Source organism: Ensifer sp. KUDG1 (assembly GCF_050434285.1).
In the GTDB taxonomy this organism is placed as follows: Bacteria; Pseudomonadota; Alphaproteobacteria; order Rhizobiales; family Rhizobiaceae; genus Ensifer.
Map to the genome: position 1 here is coordinate 57,138 of NZ_JBNDIG010000004.1, position 17,839 is coordinate 74,976.

15 protein-coding genes and 1 pseudogene are annotated in these 17,839 nt (G+C 62.3%); 4 read left to right on the top strand and 12 right to left on the bottom strand.

The window, feature by feature from the left end; all coding sequences use genetic code 11:
• Positions 1-98: 98 nt before the first annotated feature.
• Positions 99-935, bottom strand: coding sequence for an alpha/beta fold hydrolase (locus M2267_RS12875; protein ID WP_429114870.1), 837 nt, complete (start codon positions 933-935; stop codon positions 99-101).
• A gap of 73 nt (positions 936-1,008) precedes the next feature.
• On the opposite strand from M2267_RS12875, the gene M2267_RS12880 reads away from it, so the two are divergent.
• Positions 1,009-1,134, top strand: coding sequence for a hypothetical protein (locus tag M2267_RS12880; RefSeq protein ID WP_256436324.1), 126 nt, complete (start codon positions 1,009-1,011; stop codon positions 1,132-1,134).
• A 178-nt stretch (positions 1,135-1,312) separates the two neighbouring features.
• Here the strand turns inward: M2267_RS12880 and M2267_RS12885 are convergent.
• The 3 genes and pseudogenes from M2267_RS12885 to M2267_RS12895 form a co-directional block, all read right to left on the bottom strand.
• Positions 1,313-1,546 (bottom strand): annotated as a pseudogene (locus M2267_RS12885) (alpha-hydroxy-acid oxidizing protein); the annotation flags it as partial.
• Positions 1,547-1,857: 311 nt separating this feature from the next.
• Positions 1,858-3,129: an alpha/beta hydrolase gene (locus M2267_RS12890; protein WP_429114871.1), complete on the bottom strand. Its 1,272-nt coding sequence runs from the start codon at positions 3,127-3,129 to the stop codon at positions 1,858-1,860.
• 18 nt (positions 3,130-3,147) lie between these two features.
• Positions 3,148-3,624 carry a carboxymuconolactone decarboxylase family protein gene (locus tag M2267_RS12895; RefSeq protein WP_429114872.1) on the bottom strand — a complete coding sequence of 159 codons (477 nt, stop codon included), beginning with the start codon at positions 3,622-3,624 and terminating at the stop codon, positions 3,148-3,150.
• A gap of 253 nt (positions 3,625-3,877) precedes the next feature.
• On the opposite strand from M2267_RS12895, the gene M2267_RS12900 reads away from it, so the two are divergent.
• Positions 3,878-5,398, top strand: coding sequence for a PAS domain-containing sensor histidine kinase (locus M2267_RS12900; RefSeq protein WP_429114873.1), 1,521 nt, complete (start codon positions 3,878-3,880; stop codon positions 5,396-5,398).
• A gap of 10 nt (positions 5,399-5,408) precedes the next feature.
• Here M2267_RS12900 and M2267_RS12905 read toward each other — a convergent pair whose 3' ends face one another.
• The 8 genes from M2267_RS12905 to M2267_RS12940 form a co-directional block, all read right to left on the bottom strand.
• Entirely contained in the window at positions 5,409-6,602 is a 1,194-nt protein-coding gene (locus tag M2267_RS12905; protein WP_429114874.1) for an MFS transporter, read from the bottom strand.
• A 266-nt stretch (positions 6,603-6,868) separates the two neighbouring features.
• Positions 6,869-7,627, bottom strand: a complete 759-nt coding sequence (locus tag M2267_RS12910; RefSeq protein WP_429114875.1) for an SDR family oxidoreductase — start codon at positions 7,625-7,627, stop codon at positions 6,869-6,871.
• A 57-nt stretch (positions 7,628-7,684) separates the two neighbouring features.
• Positions 7,685-8,095, bottom strand: a complete 411-nt coding sequence (locus tag M2267_RS12915) for a cupin domain-containing protein (RefSeq protein ID WP_058323728.1) — start codon at positions 8,093-8,095, stop codon at positions 7,685-7,687.
• A 143-nt stretch (positions 8,096-8,238) separates the two neighbouring features.
• Positions 8,239-9,726, bottom strand: a complete 1,488-nt coding sequence (locus M2267_RS12920) for a cyclic nucleotide-binding domain-containing protein (RefSeq protein WP_429114876.1) — start codon at positions 9,724-9,726, stop codon at positions 8,239-8,241.
• A 187-nt stretch (positions 9,727-9,913) separates the two neighbouring features.
• Positions 9,914-10,861: an MBL fold metallo-hydrolase gene (locus M2267_RS12925; protein WP_429114877.1), complete on the bottom strand. Its 948-nt coding sequence runs from the start codon at positions 10,859-10,861 to the stop codon at positions 9,914-9,916.
• A gap of 108 nt (positions 10,862-10,969) precedes the next feature.
• Positions 10,970-12,565 carry a DHA2 family efflux MFS transporter permease subunit gene (locus M2267_RS12930; protein ID WP_429114878.1) on the bottom strand — a complete coding sequence of 532 codons (1,596 nt, stop codon included), beginning with the start codon at positions 12,563-12,565 and terminating at the stop codon, positions 10,970-10,972.
• Positions 12,562-13,656, bottom strand: coding sequence for an HlyD family secretion protein (locus M2267_RS12935; protein WP_429114879.1), 1,095 nt, complete (start codon positions 13,654-13,656; stop codon positions 12,562-12,564). Before M2267_RS12935 ends, M2267_RS12930 begins: the two co-directional genes overlap by 4 nt.
• 109 nt (positions 13,657-13,765) lie before the next feature.
• Entirely contained in the window at positions 13,766-14,518 is a 753-nt protein-coding gene (locus tag M2267_RS12940; protein WP_429114880.1) for an SDR family oxidoreductase, read from the bottom strand.
• A 202-nt stretch (positions 14,519-14,720) separates the two neighbouring features.
• On the opposite strand from M2267_RS12940, the gene M2267_RS12945 reads away from it, so the two are divergent.
• Both M2267_RS12945 and M2267_RS12950 read left to right on the top strand, forming a co-directional pair.
• Positions 14,721-16,316, top strand: coding sequence for a winged helix-turn-helix domain-containing tetratricopeptide repeat protein (locus M2267_RS12945; protein WP_429114881.1), 1,596 nt, complete (start codon positions 14,721-14,723; stop codon positions 16,314-16,316).
• Between the two features lie 570 nt (positions 16,317-16,886).
• Positions 16,887-17,816 (top strand): MBL fold metallo-hydrolase, encoded by a 930-nt coding sequence (locus M2267_RS12950; RefSeq protein WP_429114882.1) that lies wholly within the window; start codon positions 16,887-16,889, stop codon positions 17,814-17,816.
• The last annotated feature ends 23 nt before the right edge of the window (positions 17,817-17,839 follow it).

Sequence of the window (17,839 nt, forward strand, 5' to 3'; positions counted from 1 at the left end):
ATAGCGTCCTTGCATTGAATGGTGGCTCGCGCCGAGTAGGCACTCGTGGTTCATTGCGGCGACGGATGCATGGGAGGCCGCACCCGCCGCCGGAGCGATCAGGCCTTCACGAAGGCGAGGAGATCGGAATTGAGGACATCTGCATTGACGGTCAGCATGCCGTGCGAGAAACCGGGATAGGTCTTGAGCGTGCCATTCTTCAGGAGCTTGGAAGACTTCATTGCGGAGTCTGCGATCGGCACGATCTGGTCGTCTTCGCCATGCAGGACCAGCGTCGGCACGGTGTTGGCCTTCAAGTCTTCCGTCTGGTCGGTTTCGGAGAAAGCCTTGATGCCGTCGTAATGGGCCTTCGCGCCGCCCATCATGCCCTGGCGCCACCAATTCTGGATCACGCCTTCCTGGACTTTGGCACCATCCCGGTTGAAGCCGTAGAACGGGCCGGCCGGAACGTCACGGAAGAACTGCGCGCGGTTGGCAGCAAGCGCCGAACGGAAACCGTCGAAGACTTCCATCGGCAGGCCTTCAGGATTGGCTTCCGTCTTCAGCATCAGTGGAGGTACGGCGGAAACAAGAACCGCCTTGGCGACGCGACCGCTCGGCTGGCCGTGCTTGGCGACATAGCGGGCGACCTCGCCACCACCCGTCGAGTGACCGATGTGGACGGCATTCTTAAGATCGAGCGCTTCGACGACGGCGAAAGCATCCGCGGCGTAGTGCTCCATATCATGGCCGTCGGAAACCTGGGCGGAACGTCCGTGACCACGGCGGTCATGGGCGACGACGCGATAACCCTTCGACAGGAAAAACAGCATCTGGGCATCCCAATCGTCCGACGACAGCGGCCAACCGTGGTGGAAGACGATCGGCTGAGCGTCCTTCGGACCCCAGTCCTTGTAGAATATTTCGACGCCGTCCTTGGTGGTTACAAATGCCATTGTCTTGGTTCCTTCGATTGAGCGGGATGTTGATACAGCCTCGGCTGCTAGACTGAGAGACGGCGAAATCGCCATGGCTGCGACGGCGGCTCCGGCGGAAAGAAGTGCGCTCCTGCGTGTCATGGAAGAAAAGGTCTGGGTCATTTCGGTTGCCTGCGGCTTCTTCGTTGAGGCGTCAGGCGACACTGAATTCGTCTGACGGCCTGATACTGCCGCAGGCGTGGGGCGCTCACAATTGCGCCAATAGTTTCGATTTTATTGCGGTATCTGAAATGGTGGCAGTGATCGACGGTCCCGATGGCTCTGGCGTTAGCGGACTCGAACCTCACACCCCGTCATTGAGACCAGCCAGGTCTCGGCTCAGAATCCTTCCCCGCTCAGCGGCGATCACGGCGAACGACGAAACCATCATCAATGTCGTCTAGAGACACGGCTCCGAGGAGCGCCATGTCCTGATGGATTTCGGATTTCAGGATGTCGATGGCTTTGAGAATCCCTGAAGAGCCGGCGGCGACCGCAGCGTAGAGGAAAGGCCGCCCGACAAAAACGAAGCGCGCACCCAGCGCGAGCGCCTTGATTACATCGGTGCCCCGCCGGAAGCCGCCGTCGACACTCTTATGGAAGCTCGCTTTCGCCCCGGCTTGCATCGAACGGTCTGGAGTGGGGTGGAGAATCCGATCATGCGGCGATCGAAGATCCGGACCTGCTCGCTGGCGTTGTCGTATCGCCGTTGCGCTCAAGGCGTTGAAAAGCGATGACCTTCAGCGACTTGTTCTAATGATCGAGGCATTAGCGACTACATCGAAGCAGTCGGCCTAGCCCGTTCCGCTCGATACATTATGCGATACGGGTGAAGCAAAACAGGAACGTCGCTAAAGCGAACGACGCTGCACAGCTCCAAAAGATTCGGAGCAGCCAACGACTAGCGCGCAGCTTGTCCAGTATCCGAAGTCCGCCAGAAAGGGCGCTTGATTTCGACAAGCTGGCGTCCAGGATCGCCGGCCTTCGCTCGGTCACGAATAAGCGCGATCAAGTCTGCCTTGATCGTGTCGTCGGACAGGAAGTAGCTGTGGCCGATAAAGCCGCTGCCGCCGGAATACTCGACGAAATCGACCAGCCCTCCCATGTGCGATCCTGCCCATTTGGACGCTGCCTCGCTCCTGTCACGGGGAAGGTTGCCGACAGCAAGCTGACCAAGCCGCAAGGCGCTGCCGGAGATCAGCGTCGAGGCTTTCAACGCCTCATCCTTCGGGGAAGAATAGACCGTAAGGTGCATGGAGCCTTGAGAGGGCAATACATTTGGGGTGGATTTGCTTCCAAAGGCAAGGTCTGGGTCAGAGACCCAAGCAAACAACTTGGAAGACGCGACGTCGAGATCGATATCGGGAGCGAAAAACACAGCATTGGCGATCTTGTAACGCTGCCAAAGCGAGGATCGGCTGACATACGCTTCGATGGCAAGCTGCTGAACGACGGTCGCCAGCACATCGGTTCCGCGGCTATGAGCCACGAGGTGAAGCCTCTCGACACCCTTCGTTCCCGCGATGACACGAACGGCCTTTTTGAAGTCCGCAACCGCAAATTCGCTCGACTCACGGTCAATGTTATAGCCAAAGAACGAGCCGCCGGCGCCTCCTGCGGGCCAGGTAAGCACAATGCAGACAAACTGGTATTGCAGCGATCGGCAAATCTCGTCGGTGGCGAGTGCGGCGTCTTCGAAGGTGTTGTTGTACCCGTGAATGAAGACGACGACTTCCTTGCGCTCAGCCGTAGCGAGACGCCGTCCAATTTCGACCCGCAGCGATGCGACGGCCCGTTCGTGCGCCGCCACCGCCTGCGGCGTGCGGCGTAGGCCGTTCGCCGTCGCAACGACGCCGTAGGGCGTTGCCGGAAACCGGCCGGTCTCGGAAACGGCGCCGACACGCAGCGCATTTTTGCCGGTACCTGTACTGCGTTTGGCAGCGATCGACACCGTACCGAAGCTTAAGAATATTGCTCGCTCGGAACCATAGGACAGCGAATTGCCGGAAGCGATTACGGGGGCACGGTCCGTGATGTAGAGGAGGTTCGAGGTTGCGGAGCTTGGTTGCGATCGGACGGTCTGCGCGCTCTCATTTGCCGAAGACGCGGTCACAACCGCCGCGCGCTGCGCGGCGCAGCCGGCAAGGCAGACAAGCGCGAGGAGCACTGCCATTGCCCGACAGAAATCCATCTAGAGACCCGCCTTGTCCAACCCGTAAGCCTTGTCGGCGGAACCAGGTACGGTGCGGGCCGCGACACTCATGCGGTTCCAGGCATTGATCGCCATGATCCGGAACGTGAGATCGGAAATCTCCTGCTCGGACAGTTGACCGCTCACCCGCTCGTAGATTTCATCGGAAACGCCACCGTCGGCGAGTTTCGTCAGCGCCTCGGTCCAAGCCAGCGCGGCCCGTTCTCGCGGCGAGAACAAGGTGGACTCACGCCAGGCCGAAATATGGAACAGACGCAGTGGCCGCTCGCCATGGATGATCGCTTCCTTGGCATGCATATCGATGCAGAACGCACATCCGTTCATCTGGGACGCCCGCATGTCGACGAGGATCAGTATCGTCTCTTCGATCGAGCCATTCCTGATCTCGTTGCCGAGCGCCATCATGGCTTTGACCATGCCGGGCGAAAGCTTGGAGTAATTGAACCGCTGGATCATGGTACTACGTCCTCCGCCTGACATATCCGACCGATATGGTCGTTTGCCATCATGCCGAACGTGCACCGCCTGCGGCAGCTATACATCCGTTTATGCGCCGCCGACCGCCGGCCGTCCGTATGCAGCGCGTCAGATTGAAAACGAGGGCCTTCGAGATATAATGCGGCCACTCATTCACCAAGGCTCTGCCGGTCCACCGCCGAGCTTCGGCGTGAAGTCCCTTTGTTGACCGTTGTCTTCTGCGGAGCGGCATATGTCCAACGACGATGGACTGAGGAAGGAGGCCCCCTTCCGCGAAGATGCTCGCAGCAACGCCGAGTTCGCGCTCGATCTTCTCGACAACGTACCGGGCCACATGTGGTCGATGGATCCGGGCGGCCGGTTCATCTATCGCAACCGGAGCATGGACGCCTATTTCGGCAATGGCCTGCAAGACCACGGTGCGTGGCTTGAACGCATCCACAAGGACGATCAGCGTTTTGCGACGACCACCTGGCGGCGGAGCATGGAGACGGGCGAGCCGCTTGACAGCGCTCACCGTCTGCGCGGCGTGGACGGCTCGTTTCGCTGGTTTCGCGCGTCGGGCAGAGCGACGAAGGACGCACACGGTCGTGTCGCGGTCTGGCATGGGCAGACCATCGATATCGAGCACCAGAAGGAAGCCGAAGAGAGCCTTCGTGCTCGCTCGATTGAGCTATCCCTGCTTGTCGACATGGTTCCGAGCAATCTATGGCGCCTGACACCTGATGGCACCACGACGCTCGTCAACCGGCGCATGGCGGACTATCTGGGTCTTGATCTCTCAAACGTGAGCGACGTTGCATCCGTCATGGATACGATTTTCCATCCCGACGACGCGGACGCCGTTTATACCGAACTCACCCGCTGCCTTGCGACCGGGGAGAGATTTTCGATGCGGTACCGGTTGCTTCGAGCAGATGGTGCCTATCGCTGGATGTCCGGCCGTGCCGAGCCCATGCGGGATCAGGACGGCAACATCGTTCAGTGGTTCGGTCTTTGCCACGACATCGAGGATCAGGTGCAAACGACGGCCGCCTTGCGCCGTTCGGCCGAGAAGCTTTCGCGGGCGACCCAGGCGGCCAATCTATCGCAGCTTTCCGCTTCAATCGCGCACGAGGTCAATCAGCCGCTGGCAGCAATCGCTGCCGACGCTGACGCATGCCTGCGCTGGCTTTCGGCCGATCCTGCGAACGTGGAGCGCGGCAAGCGCGCAGCAGAGCGCATCACAGTGGACGTTGCGGCCGCCGTCGAAGTCGTCAACCGCATCCGTGCGCTGTTCAAACACCAGCCGCAGTCACGGTCGGTCGAAGATGTGAACCGCCTCGTCTACGAGGTGCTCGATCTGATGTCAGACGAGATCGCTGCAACGACGACCCGCATCGACCTGGTCCTGGACCAACATCTTCCCAAGGTGGCGCTCGATAGGGTGCAGGTGCAGCAGGTCCTGGTAAACCTCATCCGCAACGGCATCCAGGCGATGGACACCACGAACCCATTGCGCTCGCTAAAGATCGCGTCGAGCCACGATCACCCCGACACCATCCGGATCTCGGTTGAGGACACCGGAAGCGGTTTCAAGGATCCGGAGCGCGTCTTCGAACCGTTCTTCACGACGAAGGGCAACGGCATGGGCATGGGACTGCCGATCTGTCGATCGATCGTGGAGGCGCATGGCGGGAAGCTATGGGTGGCCAACAACGAGATATCGGGCGCGACGGTCGCCTTCGCCCTGCCCGTCGCCTCGTCGAACTAGGGATGTCAGCCTAAGCCGGCGAATTGGGGAGGCGGCCGACTAGGCGACGCCCATTGAAGGCGCGGGCGACGACGGACACGGCAAGGGCCCAGGCAGCGATCGTCATGGCGACGCACACCGCTGCAAGGCTTGCATAGCCCGAAGCTGCAATTACGGCCCCCGTAAAGACTGGTCCGGCGGCAAATCCGAGCAGGTACGCCGACCCGGCTGCGGCCGCCCAGCGCCCGCTCTGGTCCAGCGCTGCGGCCAGGCCGAAAAGATACGGCAGCGAAAAATAGTAAAGGACGGCGGAGACGACGACCGCAACACTGTAGGCAACCGCATTTTCCCAGAGACAAAGGACGAGCGCTACCACCACGTAGCCAAGGCAGAATGCCGAGATCGGGATCGTTCGTCCCCAGCGAACGTTCAGTGCCGTCGCCGCGCCTGCCCCGGCAAGCCCAACCAAGGTCGAGACAAGGAGGATGTATCCGACCGCGGCCGTGTCCAGACCGATGCGTTCGCCCATCGGTCCGCTGAAGGCAAAGAGACCGGCGGAGACCGCGACGTAAAGAACGATCGCCGCAAACAGCAGGCTTCCGAAGAGCGGCACAGCCGGTGGCGCCCGGGTGACGGGATGCTTAAGGGTCTTAAGATCCGGTATGAGAAGAAGAAATGGCGAGAGCGCCAGCGTCAACCCCGCCAGCAGTGCAAAGATCCCTCGGTGACCATAGGTTGCCGTCACCTCGCCGCCGATGCCAAACAGCGCCACACTGCCGATTGCCCAGACGAGTTGGAACAGACCGAAGGTCCTCTCGGGATTGCGGCAATGCGACGCGACAAGGCTAAGCGACATGGCATAGAGCGCTCCCTCGCCGATGCCCGCAATGCTGCGCAAAAAGACCAGAGAAGTCCATCCGTCCGATACGACAGAGGCGGCTTGTGCCGCCACGGTCACGACGAGCGCAGACATCACGGTGCGCCGGCTCGAGAGACGCGGCAGCACTGGCGCGACGAGGATCGCGGTAACGGCCAGCGCCAGGAGTTCGACCGAGGCGATGATGCCGGCGTCGCGTTCGGACAGCGCAAGACCGTCAATCAGTCCCGCGACCACAAAGGGCGACATCTGCGGAACGAGGCCCCCGATCACCTGGCAGGCCGTTGCACCCACCACAAGTGAAAGCGGGTCGCGAGACGCGGCGGGTTCGATTGAAAAATTGGCCATGGCCCGGTCTCCCGACCGTTTCCTGTTCGTCGAAGCAACCTGGCATGCATATCATGATACCGGCACTTTGCCGGCACGGGCGGGGTTCTGTCGAACATCGGGTCTGCGAGCTTCGAACCGACCCCCGGCTGCCATTTCTACCATGCTCGACAACGATGCGGCTCGTTAACCTTGGCTTCTTCCTTCGCGTCGAGCGCGTGGCCGCCGGAGACGAAGGTGTCGGCGGCGTTGCGTCTCGTCACCACACCGCCCCCGACGGAAAGATCTCAGGCTGCCGCCTGAGGTTGTTGGGTATTCCATGTCCTGAAGTCGAGTTTGCCCAGCTTGGCGGATCCAAGAGGAACCAGAGCCTGATCGTCGACGCGCGCGCCGAAGTACTTGGCGTCCGGGTCGACGACAACCTTGCGGCTATCGCCGGTAGCCGCCAGATACTCGGAAATGAAATCGCTCATGGGCTTCTTTTCTGGGCCGGCGATTTCGATCGTCTGGTTTTCAGCCTTGCCGATCGTCGCTTCTGCGACAAGGGTCGCGACGTCGTCTGCGGCGATCGGCTGGAACGCGCCGGATGAGACCGTGATGGTCTTGTCGACCGTTGCCTCATCGGCGATGCCGCCGAGAAACTCCAGGAACTGCGTCGACCTGACGATGGTGTACGGAACGCCGCCCTTCTTGACCAGGTTCTCCTGCGCGACCTTGGCGCGGAAATAGCCATTGTCGGGCGACCGTTCGATACCGACGATGGAAAGCGCGACGTGGTGGCCGACACCGGCCGCCCGCTCCGCCGCAATGAGGTTTGCGGTCGACCGCTCGAAGAACGAAAGAACGGCACTCGGTTCGAAGGATGGCGAGTTGCTGACGTCGAGCACCACCTGGGCGCCGGCCAGCACCTCGGCCAACCCCTCACCCGTCAGCGTATCGACGCCCGTGGACGGCGCCGATTGAACAACGTCGTGGCCCTTGCTTCTGAGGCGCTCTGCAACTTTTGAGCCGATGCGGCCGGTGCCGCCGATAATGACGATTTTCATGGTTCTGCTCCTTGCAGCTTGTCTATGGATCGCGGTGTTTGAATGGAAAGACGGGGTTCACTTCGCGGGCAGCACCATCTTCGTCTCGGTCGTATCGAGAACGAAAACGGCCAGGATCTTCGCCGGCTCGCTGTCGCTGGCGTTCGCGCTGACGCGGTGATGGTCGCCCGGGACCTCGATCCAGTTCTCGCCGGTCTTGTAGACTTTCACCGCACCGTCGTTGATCTGGCTCTTGATGCTGCCCTCGATCACCGTTGCATAGATAAAAGCGCTCTTGGGGTGGGTGTGCGACGGGTTATGGCCGCCTGGGCCGTACTCGACCAGAACGCCGCGCATGCTCTTGCCCGGCACATTCGGAAGGGCGTGGTCGAACACCACGGTAACCTTGGCATTATAGGGCTCGTCGGAGGCGGCTACCGGTCCGGTGATCAGCGTCGCAAACAACAAGCCAATCGCTAGTTTTCGCATGGATTTCTCCTCCATTCACGTTGTTGGCAATGCGTCGGATCCTATGGCCGGCCTCCGGAGAGAAACAGATATACGTAGGTTTGCCGCAGCGGCGATTTCGTCTCGGCAGAGATCGTCCGCGTGCAAACCGCCACGTCTCCGCTTCAGCCGTTCGCGCTTTCAAGCTGGCTTCGAAAGATGGATCGGATCGCATGAAGGAGGTCGAGCTTGCGCCGCTCGCGCTGGTTCGCAGGCAGTTGCGCACTTGCTCCGATCGCTTCGCGTTGCGCCAGGTGGATTGCCAGATCCTCCGCAATTTCCGGGCGCTGCGCCAAGAGCGGCGCGAAGGCTGCCTGATCGATTTCATAGACGGCGAGGCGGGTGACGGCATGAAGGTCGTGTTTCTCCTTCACTCCCGCCAACAGGCCGTCCTCGCCGAAGAAATCACCGGGGGCGAGGCGCGCAACTTCCACATCGCCGCTCTTCATCGCCACAACGCCGTTCTTGATCATCATCAGGCTTTCGAGCGACCGGCCTTCTCTGACAATTTCGGCCCCAGCGGCAAAGCTGCGCGGCGTTGCCGCGACCGCAAGCGTATTGCGTTCCTCCTGGCTGAGATTGGAGAAGATCGGGATCGCGTCGATCAGGTCCTGCGCCGGCGCGGCGGCATGCTGCAGGTCGGATCTGCCATGGCTTTGCATGAGCGTGCTTTCGGGCGGTAGAGCCAGTTGCACCCCGTTTGCCCTGCAATGCCGGTAGACCAGGTCGATGATCTCGTTGCGCGCCGGGCCGCGCTGTGCCGGGCCGGTGACCCGAAACTGGAGTTCCACCGTGATGGCGCTGGCATCGATCCCCACAAGGCCGACGGTCGGAGGCGGCTGCTTCACGATCGCGTTGCAACTGTCGAGAACGGCATGCATCACGTCGACGATCATGCGCGGCATGCGGGTCGGGACCACGCGAACCGAGACGATGATCTGGTGGTTCTCGTCGGGCTGGCTGATGTTGGTCAACCCCACCATTGCCAGCACGCTGTTGGGCAGGACGACAAGATTGTGGGCTGCGGTCAGCAGATGCGTCGACCGCCAGTTGCTTGAAACCACCCGGCCTTCCGTTCCGTCGCTGAGACAGATCCAGTCACCAAGGACATAAGGGCGACCGAGGGTCAGCGCTATGCCCGAAAAGACGTCACCCAAAGTGCTCTGCAACGCGAGACCGAGAATGATCGCAATGACGCCCGAGGTGGCGAGCAAGCCTCCTATCGGCACGCCGAAGACGAATGCCAGGATAGAAAGTAGCACGCCGAGATAGACGACGGCCACGACCAGATCCTGGATCAGTCGCGCTTCCCGCGGTCGGCCGTCGAGGACAAGGTAAAGCCGGACGAACCCGATCCCCGCCCAGGAGAGATGAACCCACCAGAGCGTCTTTGCCGCAACGAACAGTGTCTGAACACCGTCGAGATCGGTCCGGTCGTAGCGAAACGGATTGAGACCGCTACAGGCGAGCACCACCGTCATCGATGCGAAGAAGGCGATCTGCACGACCAACCGCGCCGTGGGGCGCGCCCTGCCCAGCAGATGCCAGACGACAATTCCGGCAATGCCCAGAACACAGACGAGCACGGGAAACAATTGCGTTTGCTGGTCCATTTCCACTTCCCTGGCGAGGCGACGCTCCTCCCTCCTCTGCGGCCTGCGGCGGCACTGTCTTCTGGCACCGACAAGGGCGAGCCCGCCCTTGTCGCCATGCAACTTCAAACCATCGGCCGTGCTCTGCAGGGGGCGGAGGACGAGGCGAACCGGCGGTAGTCGCGCGCCAATCGCTCCGTTGGAGACGTCAGTAGTCCCAGAACACCGGAACCCACCGGAAGCGATTGCCATCGATCGCTACATGCCCGACGGATGGGAAAGGCAGGTGCGTGGCCACCAGCGACGATCCGGTCTCGGCCAGTTCCTTCATGAGACGCACCCGAACGCGAGCCGCCTCCTCGGGGTCGTGCTCAAAGCCGTTGTACCAGTCGGGATGGTCGAAGGCGACGGCGAACAGGGCGTCGCCGGCAAACATCAGCCGGTCGCCTCCCGAGGCGACGCGGACCACGCAGTGTCCGGGCGTATGGCCGCCGGTGCGCTCGGCAACCACGCCCGGCGCGACCTCGCACGCGTCCTCGAACGGTCGGAGATGGTTGCGATACTCGTTCGCGAAACGCTTGGCGGTTGCCCTGAGCGCGTCCGGGAAACCCTGCGGCATGACCGCATGGGTGAAATCGGGCGATTCCCAGAATTTGATCTCTGCGGCGGCGACGTGGATCCGCAAGTCCGGACGCAACTGCTCCTTCACGCCATCGACGAGCAGTCCGCCGATATGGTCCATGTGCATGTGCGTCAGAACCACATCGGTCACGGACCCAAGGTCGATGCCTGCAGCCGTCAGCCGCCTGATCAGTTGCCCCGCACGCGGCAGGTTCAGGTCCGGATCCAGGCCAAGCCCAGCATCGATGAGAATAGTTTGTGCGCCGCTTCGTACCACGACCACGTTCAGCGACCAATCGAAGGCGTCGGCCGGCAGGAACATTTCGCCAAGCCACGCTGCCCGATCGGCGGCGTCGGCGTTGTGTCCCAACATCGTGGTTGGCAATGGCAACACCCCGTCGCTGACCACCAGCACCTCGATGTCACCGACCCGCACGGCATAACGCGACGGAACCAGCTCTTCCGGAGCCGACCGCCCGGCCAGCGCGGGTTCCGCGGCCGTGTTCGTGTGTGATCTTGCTTCTGCCGGCGTCATGCTGTTCTCCTGTTTGCCCTGATGAAACGTGCCGTTCACGTTTGCGGACTCTAGGTTCGAGCAATGTTGACGGTCGAGCTATACCTCGGTTTAGGGCGGCCCGGTCGGTCAACGGTCGGTGTGTGTCCGGCGTGCTTTGGCGCGCCGTGCCAATCCGATCTTGATGCCCACGAGCATGGGCGCTGCGACCACGAACAGCAGCGCCACGACAATGAACGCGGTGTCGAAGGCAATCACGATTGACTGTCCGGCAACAGCCCGGCCAAGAAGCGCCATCGCGCCGCGGCTGGCAGGAACGGCATCCATGCCCCGCGCCGCCAGCATGGCGGTCGTTGCAGCCAGACGGTCGATGACCGCCTGCCCTCCCGCGTTGACGTGCGCGCCGAGGACCGCGACATTGGCAGCGACGTTGTGGTCGATGAGGGTCTGAAGCCCGGCAACGCCGACAAGGCCGCCGAGCTGGCGCCCGGTGTTGAAGAGTCCGATCCCGGAGGCCAGGTTTCGCCTGTCGAGATTGGTAAAGGCAATCAGCGTGATCGACAGGAACAGGAAACCAAGTCCGAGGCCGCGCAAAAGGATCGCGGCCATCATGTCGGCAGCACCGCTTTCACTCGTCGATCCCGACAGCATCCACATGGACAGCATGATCAGCAGGATACCGAAGGGCACGGTTGCGAATGGAGGGAGCCGGCGGACCTGCATCAGGAAGGCGGCCAGGATGAGGGACCCGACGAAGACGGCGCCGCTCGGCAGGAGCAGCAGGCCCGCATCGGTCGGCGTGAAGGCCAGAACGGATACGGCGAAAGACGGGATCAGGAAGGCGCTGCCAAACAGTGCCGCGCCGGCGACGAAGCTGACGATGAAGGCAAAGGCGAAATCGTCAGATCTGAACAGGCTAAAGTCGAGGAGGCCAACGCCCTTGCGCAATACCTGCTGCCCGAGAAACAAGAACAGTGAGGCCACGCCCGCGACCGAGAGCCAAAGGATGCGCGGCTCTTCGAACCAGTCCCAGCGGCTTCCCTGACTAAGGATATAGCTGAAGCAGAAGAGCGCGACGGAAACCAGCGCCAGCCCGACCCAGTCGAAGGGACGTTGTCGCATCGTGACGGGTACCGGATCCTGGACCATCAACAGAAGTCCGGCGGCGCCGAGAGACAGCACGACATTGCAGTAGAAGATCCAGGTCCAGGACTGGTTGTCCAGCAACCACCCCTGAAGTGCTGGGGCGAGCGTTGCGGGGGCAACCACGGCGCCCATCGCAAACAGCGCCTGAAGGATCGGCTGATGGGCGCTGCGAAAGGCGAAGAAGATGGTGGCCTGCCCCGCGACGAGGAGGACACCGCCGGCAAGTCCCTGAATGACCCGCAGCGCAACCAGGAATTCGAACGACGTCGTCGCGGACGCCATCCCGGATGCGAGCCCCATGACGAGCGTCGAACCGATGACGAGAGTGATCGGCCGGATACGGTTGAACATCGAAGCCGCGACCATGAAGCCGATGAGCTTGAAGGCCGTGTAACCGACGTCGAGCCAGGCGAATTCGTCCGGCGTGGCATAGATGTCGCCGATGATGTCGCCGCGGCTGAGCGAAAGAATGGTGCTGGCAATCGCCTCAGTCAACGCCGCGAGCACGATGCCGACGACGAGCAGCGTGCCCGATACAGATGTGTTGTGTTTCACTCTGCCGGCTACGTGCGTGGTCATGACCCGCTCCCGAGATCCACGTCGACCCTTGCCGACAGACCGGGCACGAGGCGACCAGCCAATGGGTTCCGCGCAAAGCGGATCTTGACCGGTACCCGCTGGACGACGCGAACGAAGTTGCCGGTTGCGTTGTCCGATGGCAGCAGGCTGAAGGCCGAACCGCTGCCCGGCGCAAAGCTGTCAACCCGGCCTTCAAGGACCTGCCCCGGATATCCGTCGATGGTGATCCGGACACGCTGGCCCGGCTGGATGTGCTCGAGTTGCGTTTCCTTGAAATTGGCGACGACCCACACGTCGTCGACGGGAACGATGTCGAGCAGGGAAGTTCCGGGTGCGACGAAACGGCCGACGCGGACCTGACGGTTGCCGATGATGCCACCGACCGGGGCGCGCACGATCGTGCTTTCGAGGTCGATCCGGGAAAGATCGCGCGCAGCCTCGGCCTGGGCCACGGCCGCGACGGCGGCCTCCCGCTGCGCTGCAAGGACGGCGATGCGTTGCTTCTGCGCTTCGATGGTTGCTGCGGCCGCCGATACGCCTGCCTGCGTTTTCGACCGCGCCGCATCGCTTTCGTCGACATGGGCCTGACTGATTGTGTTGCTGCGGATCAGTTCGCGCCGGCGTTCATATGCCTTGGCGGCGAGATTCATCTCCGCGACGGCCGACAGCTTCTGGGCTTCGGCCTGGCGAATTAGGGCGTGCTGGAGCTCGGTCTCCGCATCGACATTGACCAGTCGAGCCTTCGCAGCTTCGACATTGGCCGCAGCCTGAGCGAGCCGAGCCCGATAGTCCCTGTCATCGATCCGGAAAAGCACATCGCCGGTCCGGACACTCTGATTGTCCTGAACCTCGACGGCTACGACATACCCGGCAATCTTCGGCGCCAGCGAGGTCACATCGCCGCGAACATAGGCATTATCCGTCGATGCCTCGCCGCCCGGACGCGACCAGGCCCAACCGCCTGCGATGGCCACCGCAGCACCCAGGCACAGCAACATGCCGAGCTTCTTCCGTTTGCTGGATCGCTTTCCGGTCGCACCGGTCGAGGTGCTTCCCGTGGCATTGGCAATCCTGTCCTCGAGCGTGTCCATCGTTTCGGTTCCCGTTGAATTTCGTCGGCCGCGGCCGCACTGCAAGGAGGATGTCAGAGCCGCGCGTCGACCGGACGCCGCCAGCTTGCGGATCTAGATGCTCGCGACTTCAGAGCCCGGCCTGCTGTCCGACCCAATCGACGAAGCGGATTGCGCCGAGCCGCGGGTCGTTGCCGGGGGTCAGCGATCGGTCATCGAGCAACGCGCCGAAATAGCGCGCATGAACGTCGGGAACGACCTTTCGACCGTCCTTCGTTGCCCGCAGAAATTGCCTGACGACCTCGTCGAGCGGCATGGCCTCCGGTCCGGCGACTTCGATCGTTCGGTTGACCGGCGCTTCGATGGCGACATCGGCAAGCGCTGCAGCAACGTCGTCAGAAGCGATGGGCTGGAACAGTGCCGGGGAAACTCGAACCTCGTCGTCGACCGTCGACGATTGGGCAATACCGCCGACAAACTCAAAAAACTGCGTGGCCCGCAGGATCGTGTACGGAATTCCGGATGCCTTGATGAGGTTTTCCTGCGCCACCTTCGCTCGAAAATAGCCGTTGTCGGGCAGCCGTTCGCTGCCGACGATCGACAGCGCAATGTGGTGGCGAACGCCGGCCGCGGCTTCCGCTGCCAAAAGATTGCGCCCCGACGTCTCGAAGAAGTCGAGAACAGCCTTGTCGTCCCAAACCGGAGCGTTGGCGACATCGACGACGACATCCGTGCGATCCATCGCTGCAGCCAGGCCTTCACGCGTGATCGTATTGACGCCCGTGTTCGGCGAAGCCGCAAGCACGTCGTGGCCGCGCTCGCGCAGGCTTTTCACAAGTTTCGATCCGATAAGGCCGGTGCCTCCGATGACGACGATCTTCATGGGTTCACTCTGCTTTTTCTCGGTTGCACCATTGCTGCCGATCTGGGCCGAGTGTGTCCGTGCGCGCCGCGGAAGTCCTTGGAACCATCTTGAATTATCCTTGAGAATAGCTTGATTGTCCGTCCAAGGGGTTGTGTGGTCCCAAGGCAAAGCCTTGCCGACGCACGATCGTGGTTCAGGCAAGGCGGGCCAGGAGGCTGATGTGCAGTTCAAGTTCGCAGGCTATCTGCTCGATTCGGAACGCCGGGAATTGACCCTGCGCGGGCAGGTGGTCGCGGTCGGCCCGCAGGTCTTCGACCTGTTGCAACACCTCATCGAAAACCGCGACAGGGTCGTCGGCAAGGATGATCTGCTGCTCGCCGTCTGGGGCGGTCGGATCGTGTCGGAATCGACCATCACCAGCCACATAAACGCCGTTCGCAAGGCGATCGGCGACAGGGGCGACGAGCAGCATCTGGTGCGCACGATCCCCCGCAAGGGCTTCCGCTTCGTCGCCGATGTCAGCCTCGTCGAGGCCGAAACCGAAGGCCTTGCGCGGGACCTGAGTGTCGTCGATGGCAGTTCTGGCGAAGCACGCGTGGCGGCGCCGGCATTCGCCCTGCCCGAAAAACCCTCGATAACCGTCCTGCCCTTTCAGAACCTGAGCGGCGATCCGGAGCAAGAGTATTTTACGGACGGGGTGGTGGAGGACATCATCACCGCGCTTTCGCGGATCCGCTGGCTGTTCGTCATCGCACGCAATTCGAGCTTCACCTATAAGGACCGGACCGTGGAGGCGGCCGAGGTCGGTCGCGAGCTTGGCGTGCGCTACGTTCTGGAGGGGAGCGTGCGCAAATCGGGAAACAAGGTCCGCATCACCGGACAGCTCGTCGACGCCACGACCGGGGCCCATCTTTGGGCCGAGCGCTTCGAGGGCACCTTCGACGACATCTTCGAACTGCAGGATGGGATAGCTGAAAGCGTCGTCGGCGCGATCGCGCCGCAACTCGAACGCATCGAGATCGAGCGGGCCAAGCGCAAGCCGACCGAAAGTCTGGACGCGTACGACTACTATCTTCGCGGCATGGCGAAACTGCACAGCGGCACCCGCGGGGCGCTCGAAGCTGCACTGCCTCTCTTCTACAAATCGATCGCGCTCGACGAGGAATTTGCCGCAGCCTATGCCGGCGCCGCCTGGTGCTTCTTCTGGCGCAAGCTCAATGGCTGGATGGTCGACCGCACGGCCGAGATCGCCGAGGGGGCGCGGCTGGCGCGGCGCGCGGTTGAGCTTGGCCGGGACGACGCCGTGGCGCTCACCAGAGGAGGTCACGCGCTTGGTCATCTCACCGACGATCTCGACGCCGGCATAGCGTTGATCGACAGGGCCCGGCTGCTCAATCCGAACTTCGCACTCGCATGGTTCCTGGGTGGCGTGCTGCGCGTCTTTCGGGGTGAGACGGAGAGCGCGATCAAGGATCTCGCCCATGCCGTTCGCCTGAGCCCGCTCGATCCGGAGATGTTCCGAATGCAGACGGGAACGGCGATCGCGCATTTCTTTTCCGGACACTACGACGATGCGCTGGTCTGGGCCGAGAAGGCACTTGCGAACTTGCCAAGCCTGCTCGTGGCGGTCGCGCTTGCGGCGGCCAGCCATGCGCTTGCCGGTCGTCCCGACGAGGCAAGGCGCTACATGCAGCGCCTGCGGCAGCTTGATCCTGCCTTGCGCGTTTCCAATCTGCGCGATTGGCTGCCGATCCATCGAGCAGACGATTTCAAGCGGTTTGCCGATGGATTGCGACGCGCAGGGTTGCCCGACTGAGCATTGTTGCTTGCCGCCCGCAGCGCGTGTGTTCGGCGAAGCAACCTTGACTGGTCGCTAACGCGCTCGCATTCGGCGCTGTACGATGTTCATCTGGAGTTCGTGGCAGGACGCCTCCCTCCCAAGGAGCAACAGCAGTCGTCGCTCCTCGGCTTCGCAGATGCCCGCGCTTCGGCAGTACTCGGATACGTCCAGCCGTGACTGCGCGCCGGACAGAGCGATCAGTTTAACCTCTGTGGGTGTCATGAAGTGCAATCCGCCTGCGATCTCGCCATCCGGCACATTCGTGATGTCACGCACCGAACGACGGTCGCTTGCGCATACCGGACCAAGGCTAGGCGACTGACCGGACCGCCAAAACTATACGCAGGTTTGGGGAGGTCGGCTCCCTCCAAGGTTGGCCCGGGCAAAGCGCGTGGCGGGCTGATTGAAGCGCAAGAACGCGCTTGATGGGGAGCGAACACGGACGGACCCATACTCAGGTGTAGCTCGACCGCCCAAGGACCCGACCCTAGACTCCGCGATGTAACCCTGACCGGCGCATTTCAACCGCGAAAACAGGAGCACATCATGTCGAATGTACAAACGCGTTCTCGAAAGATCGTCTCGCAGGAAAGACCCGTACCGGATGAGCTGGTTCCTTCACGCTATGCGGTGCAGGTCGGTGACATCGACGTCTTGGTCATCAGCGATGGCATCTTGACCCCACCGGCCGAGTCGATGGCCACCAACGCAGACCCCGAGGTGCGGGGCGCGTGGCTGGACGACAGGTTTCTGTCAAAGGTTGCCTTCGATTGGGCGCTGAACGCCGTTGTCGTGCGCAGCGGCGACCAGACGATCCTCATCGACAGCGGTCTTGGCGAGGAGTATCCCGATTTCCCGCGGGCCGGACAGTTCGTCTATCGACTGGAGGCCGCCGGCGTCGATCTTGCCGCCGTGACCGACGTGGTGCTGACGCACATGCACTTCGACCATGTCGGCGGGCTGCTGGTCGAAGGCGTCAAGGAGCGCATGCGCCCGGATCTGCGCGTCCACGTATGCGCCGCCGAGACCACGTTCTGGCAGGCGCCCGATTTCTCGCAGACCGCCATGCCGCCGGCGCTCGCCGACCTGGCGCGCAGGGCATCCCTTGAATTCATGAATGCGTATCGCAGCCATTTACGGACCTTCGACCAGGAAGCACACGTTGCTCCAGGCGTGGTCGTCACCCGTACCGGCGGCCACACCCCCGGGCACAGCGTGGTGCGCATTTCGTCCGATGGCGAGCGGCTGATGTTCTGCGGCGACGCCCTGTTCCCCGTCTCCTTCGACCACCCCGAGTGGCACAACGGCTTCGAACACGACCCCGAAGAGGCGACCCGCGTTCGACTGCGGCTCATGAAAGAACTGGCGGAGACCGGCTCGTGGCTGGTTTCCACGCACATGCCGTTCCCGTCGGTCGGCCGTGTGGCAACCGCCGGCGACCTTTACCGCTGGGTTCCGGCATGGTGGGACTACTAACCGAAAGGCCTTCGCCCGAGCGA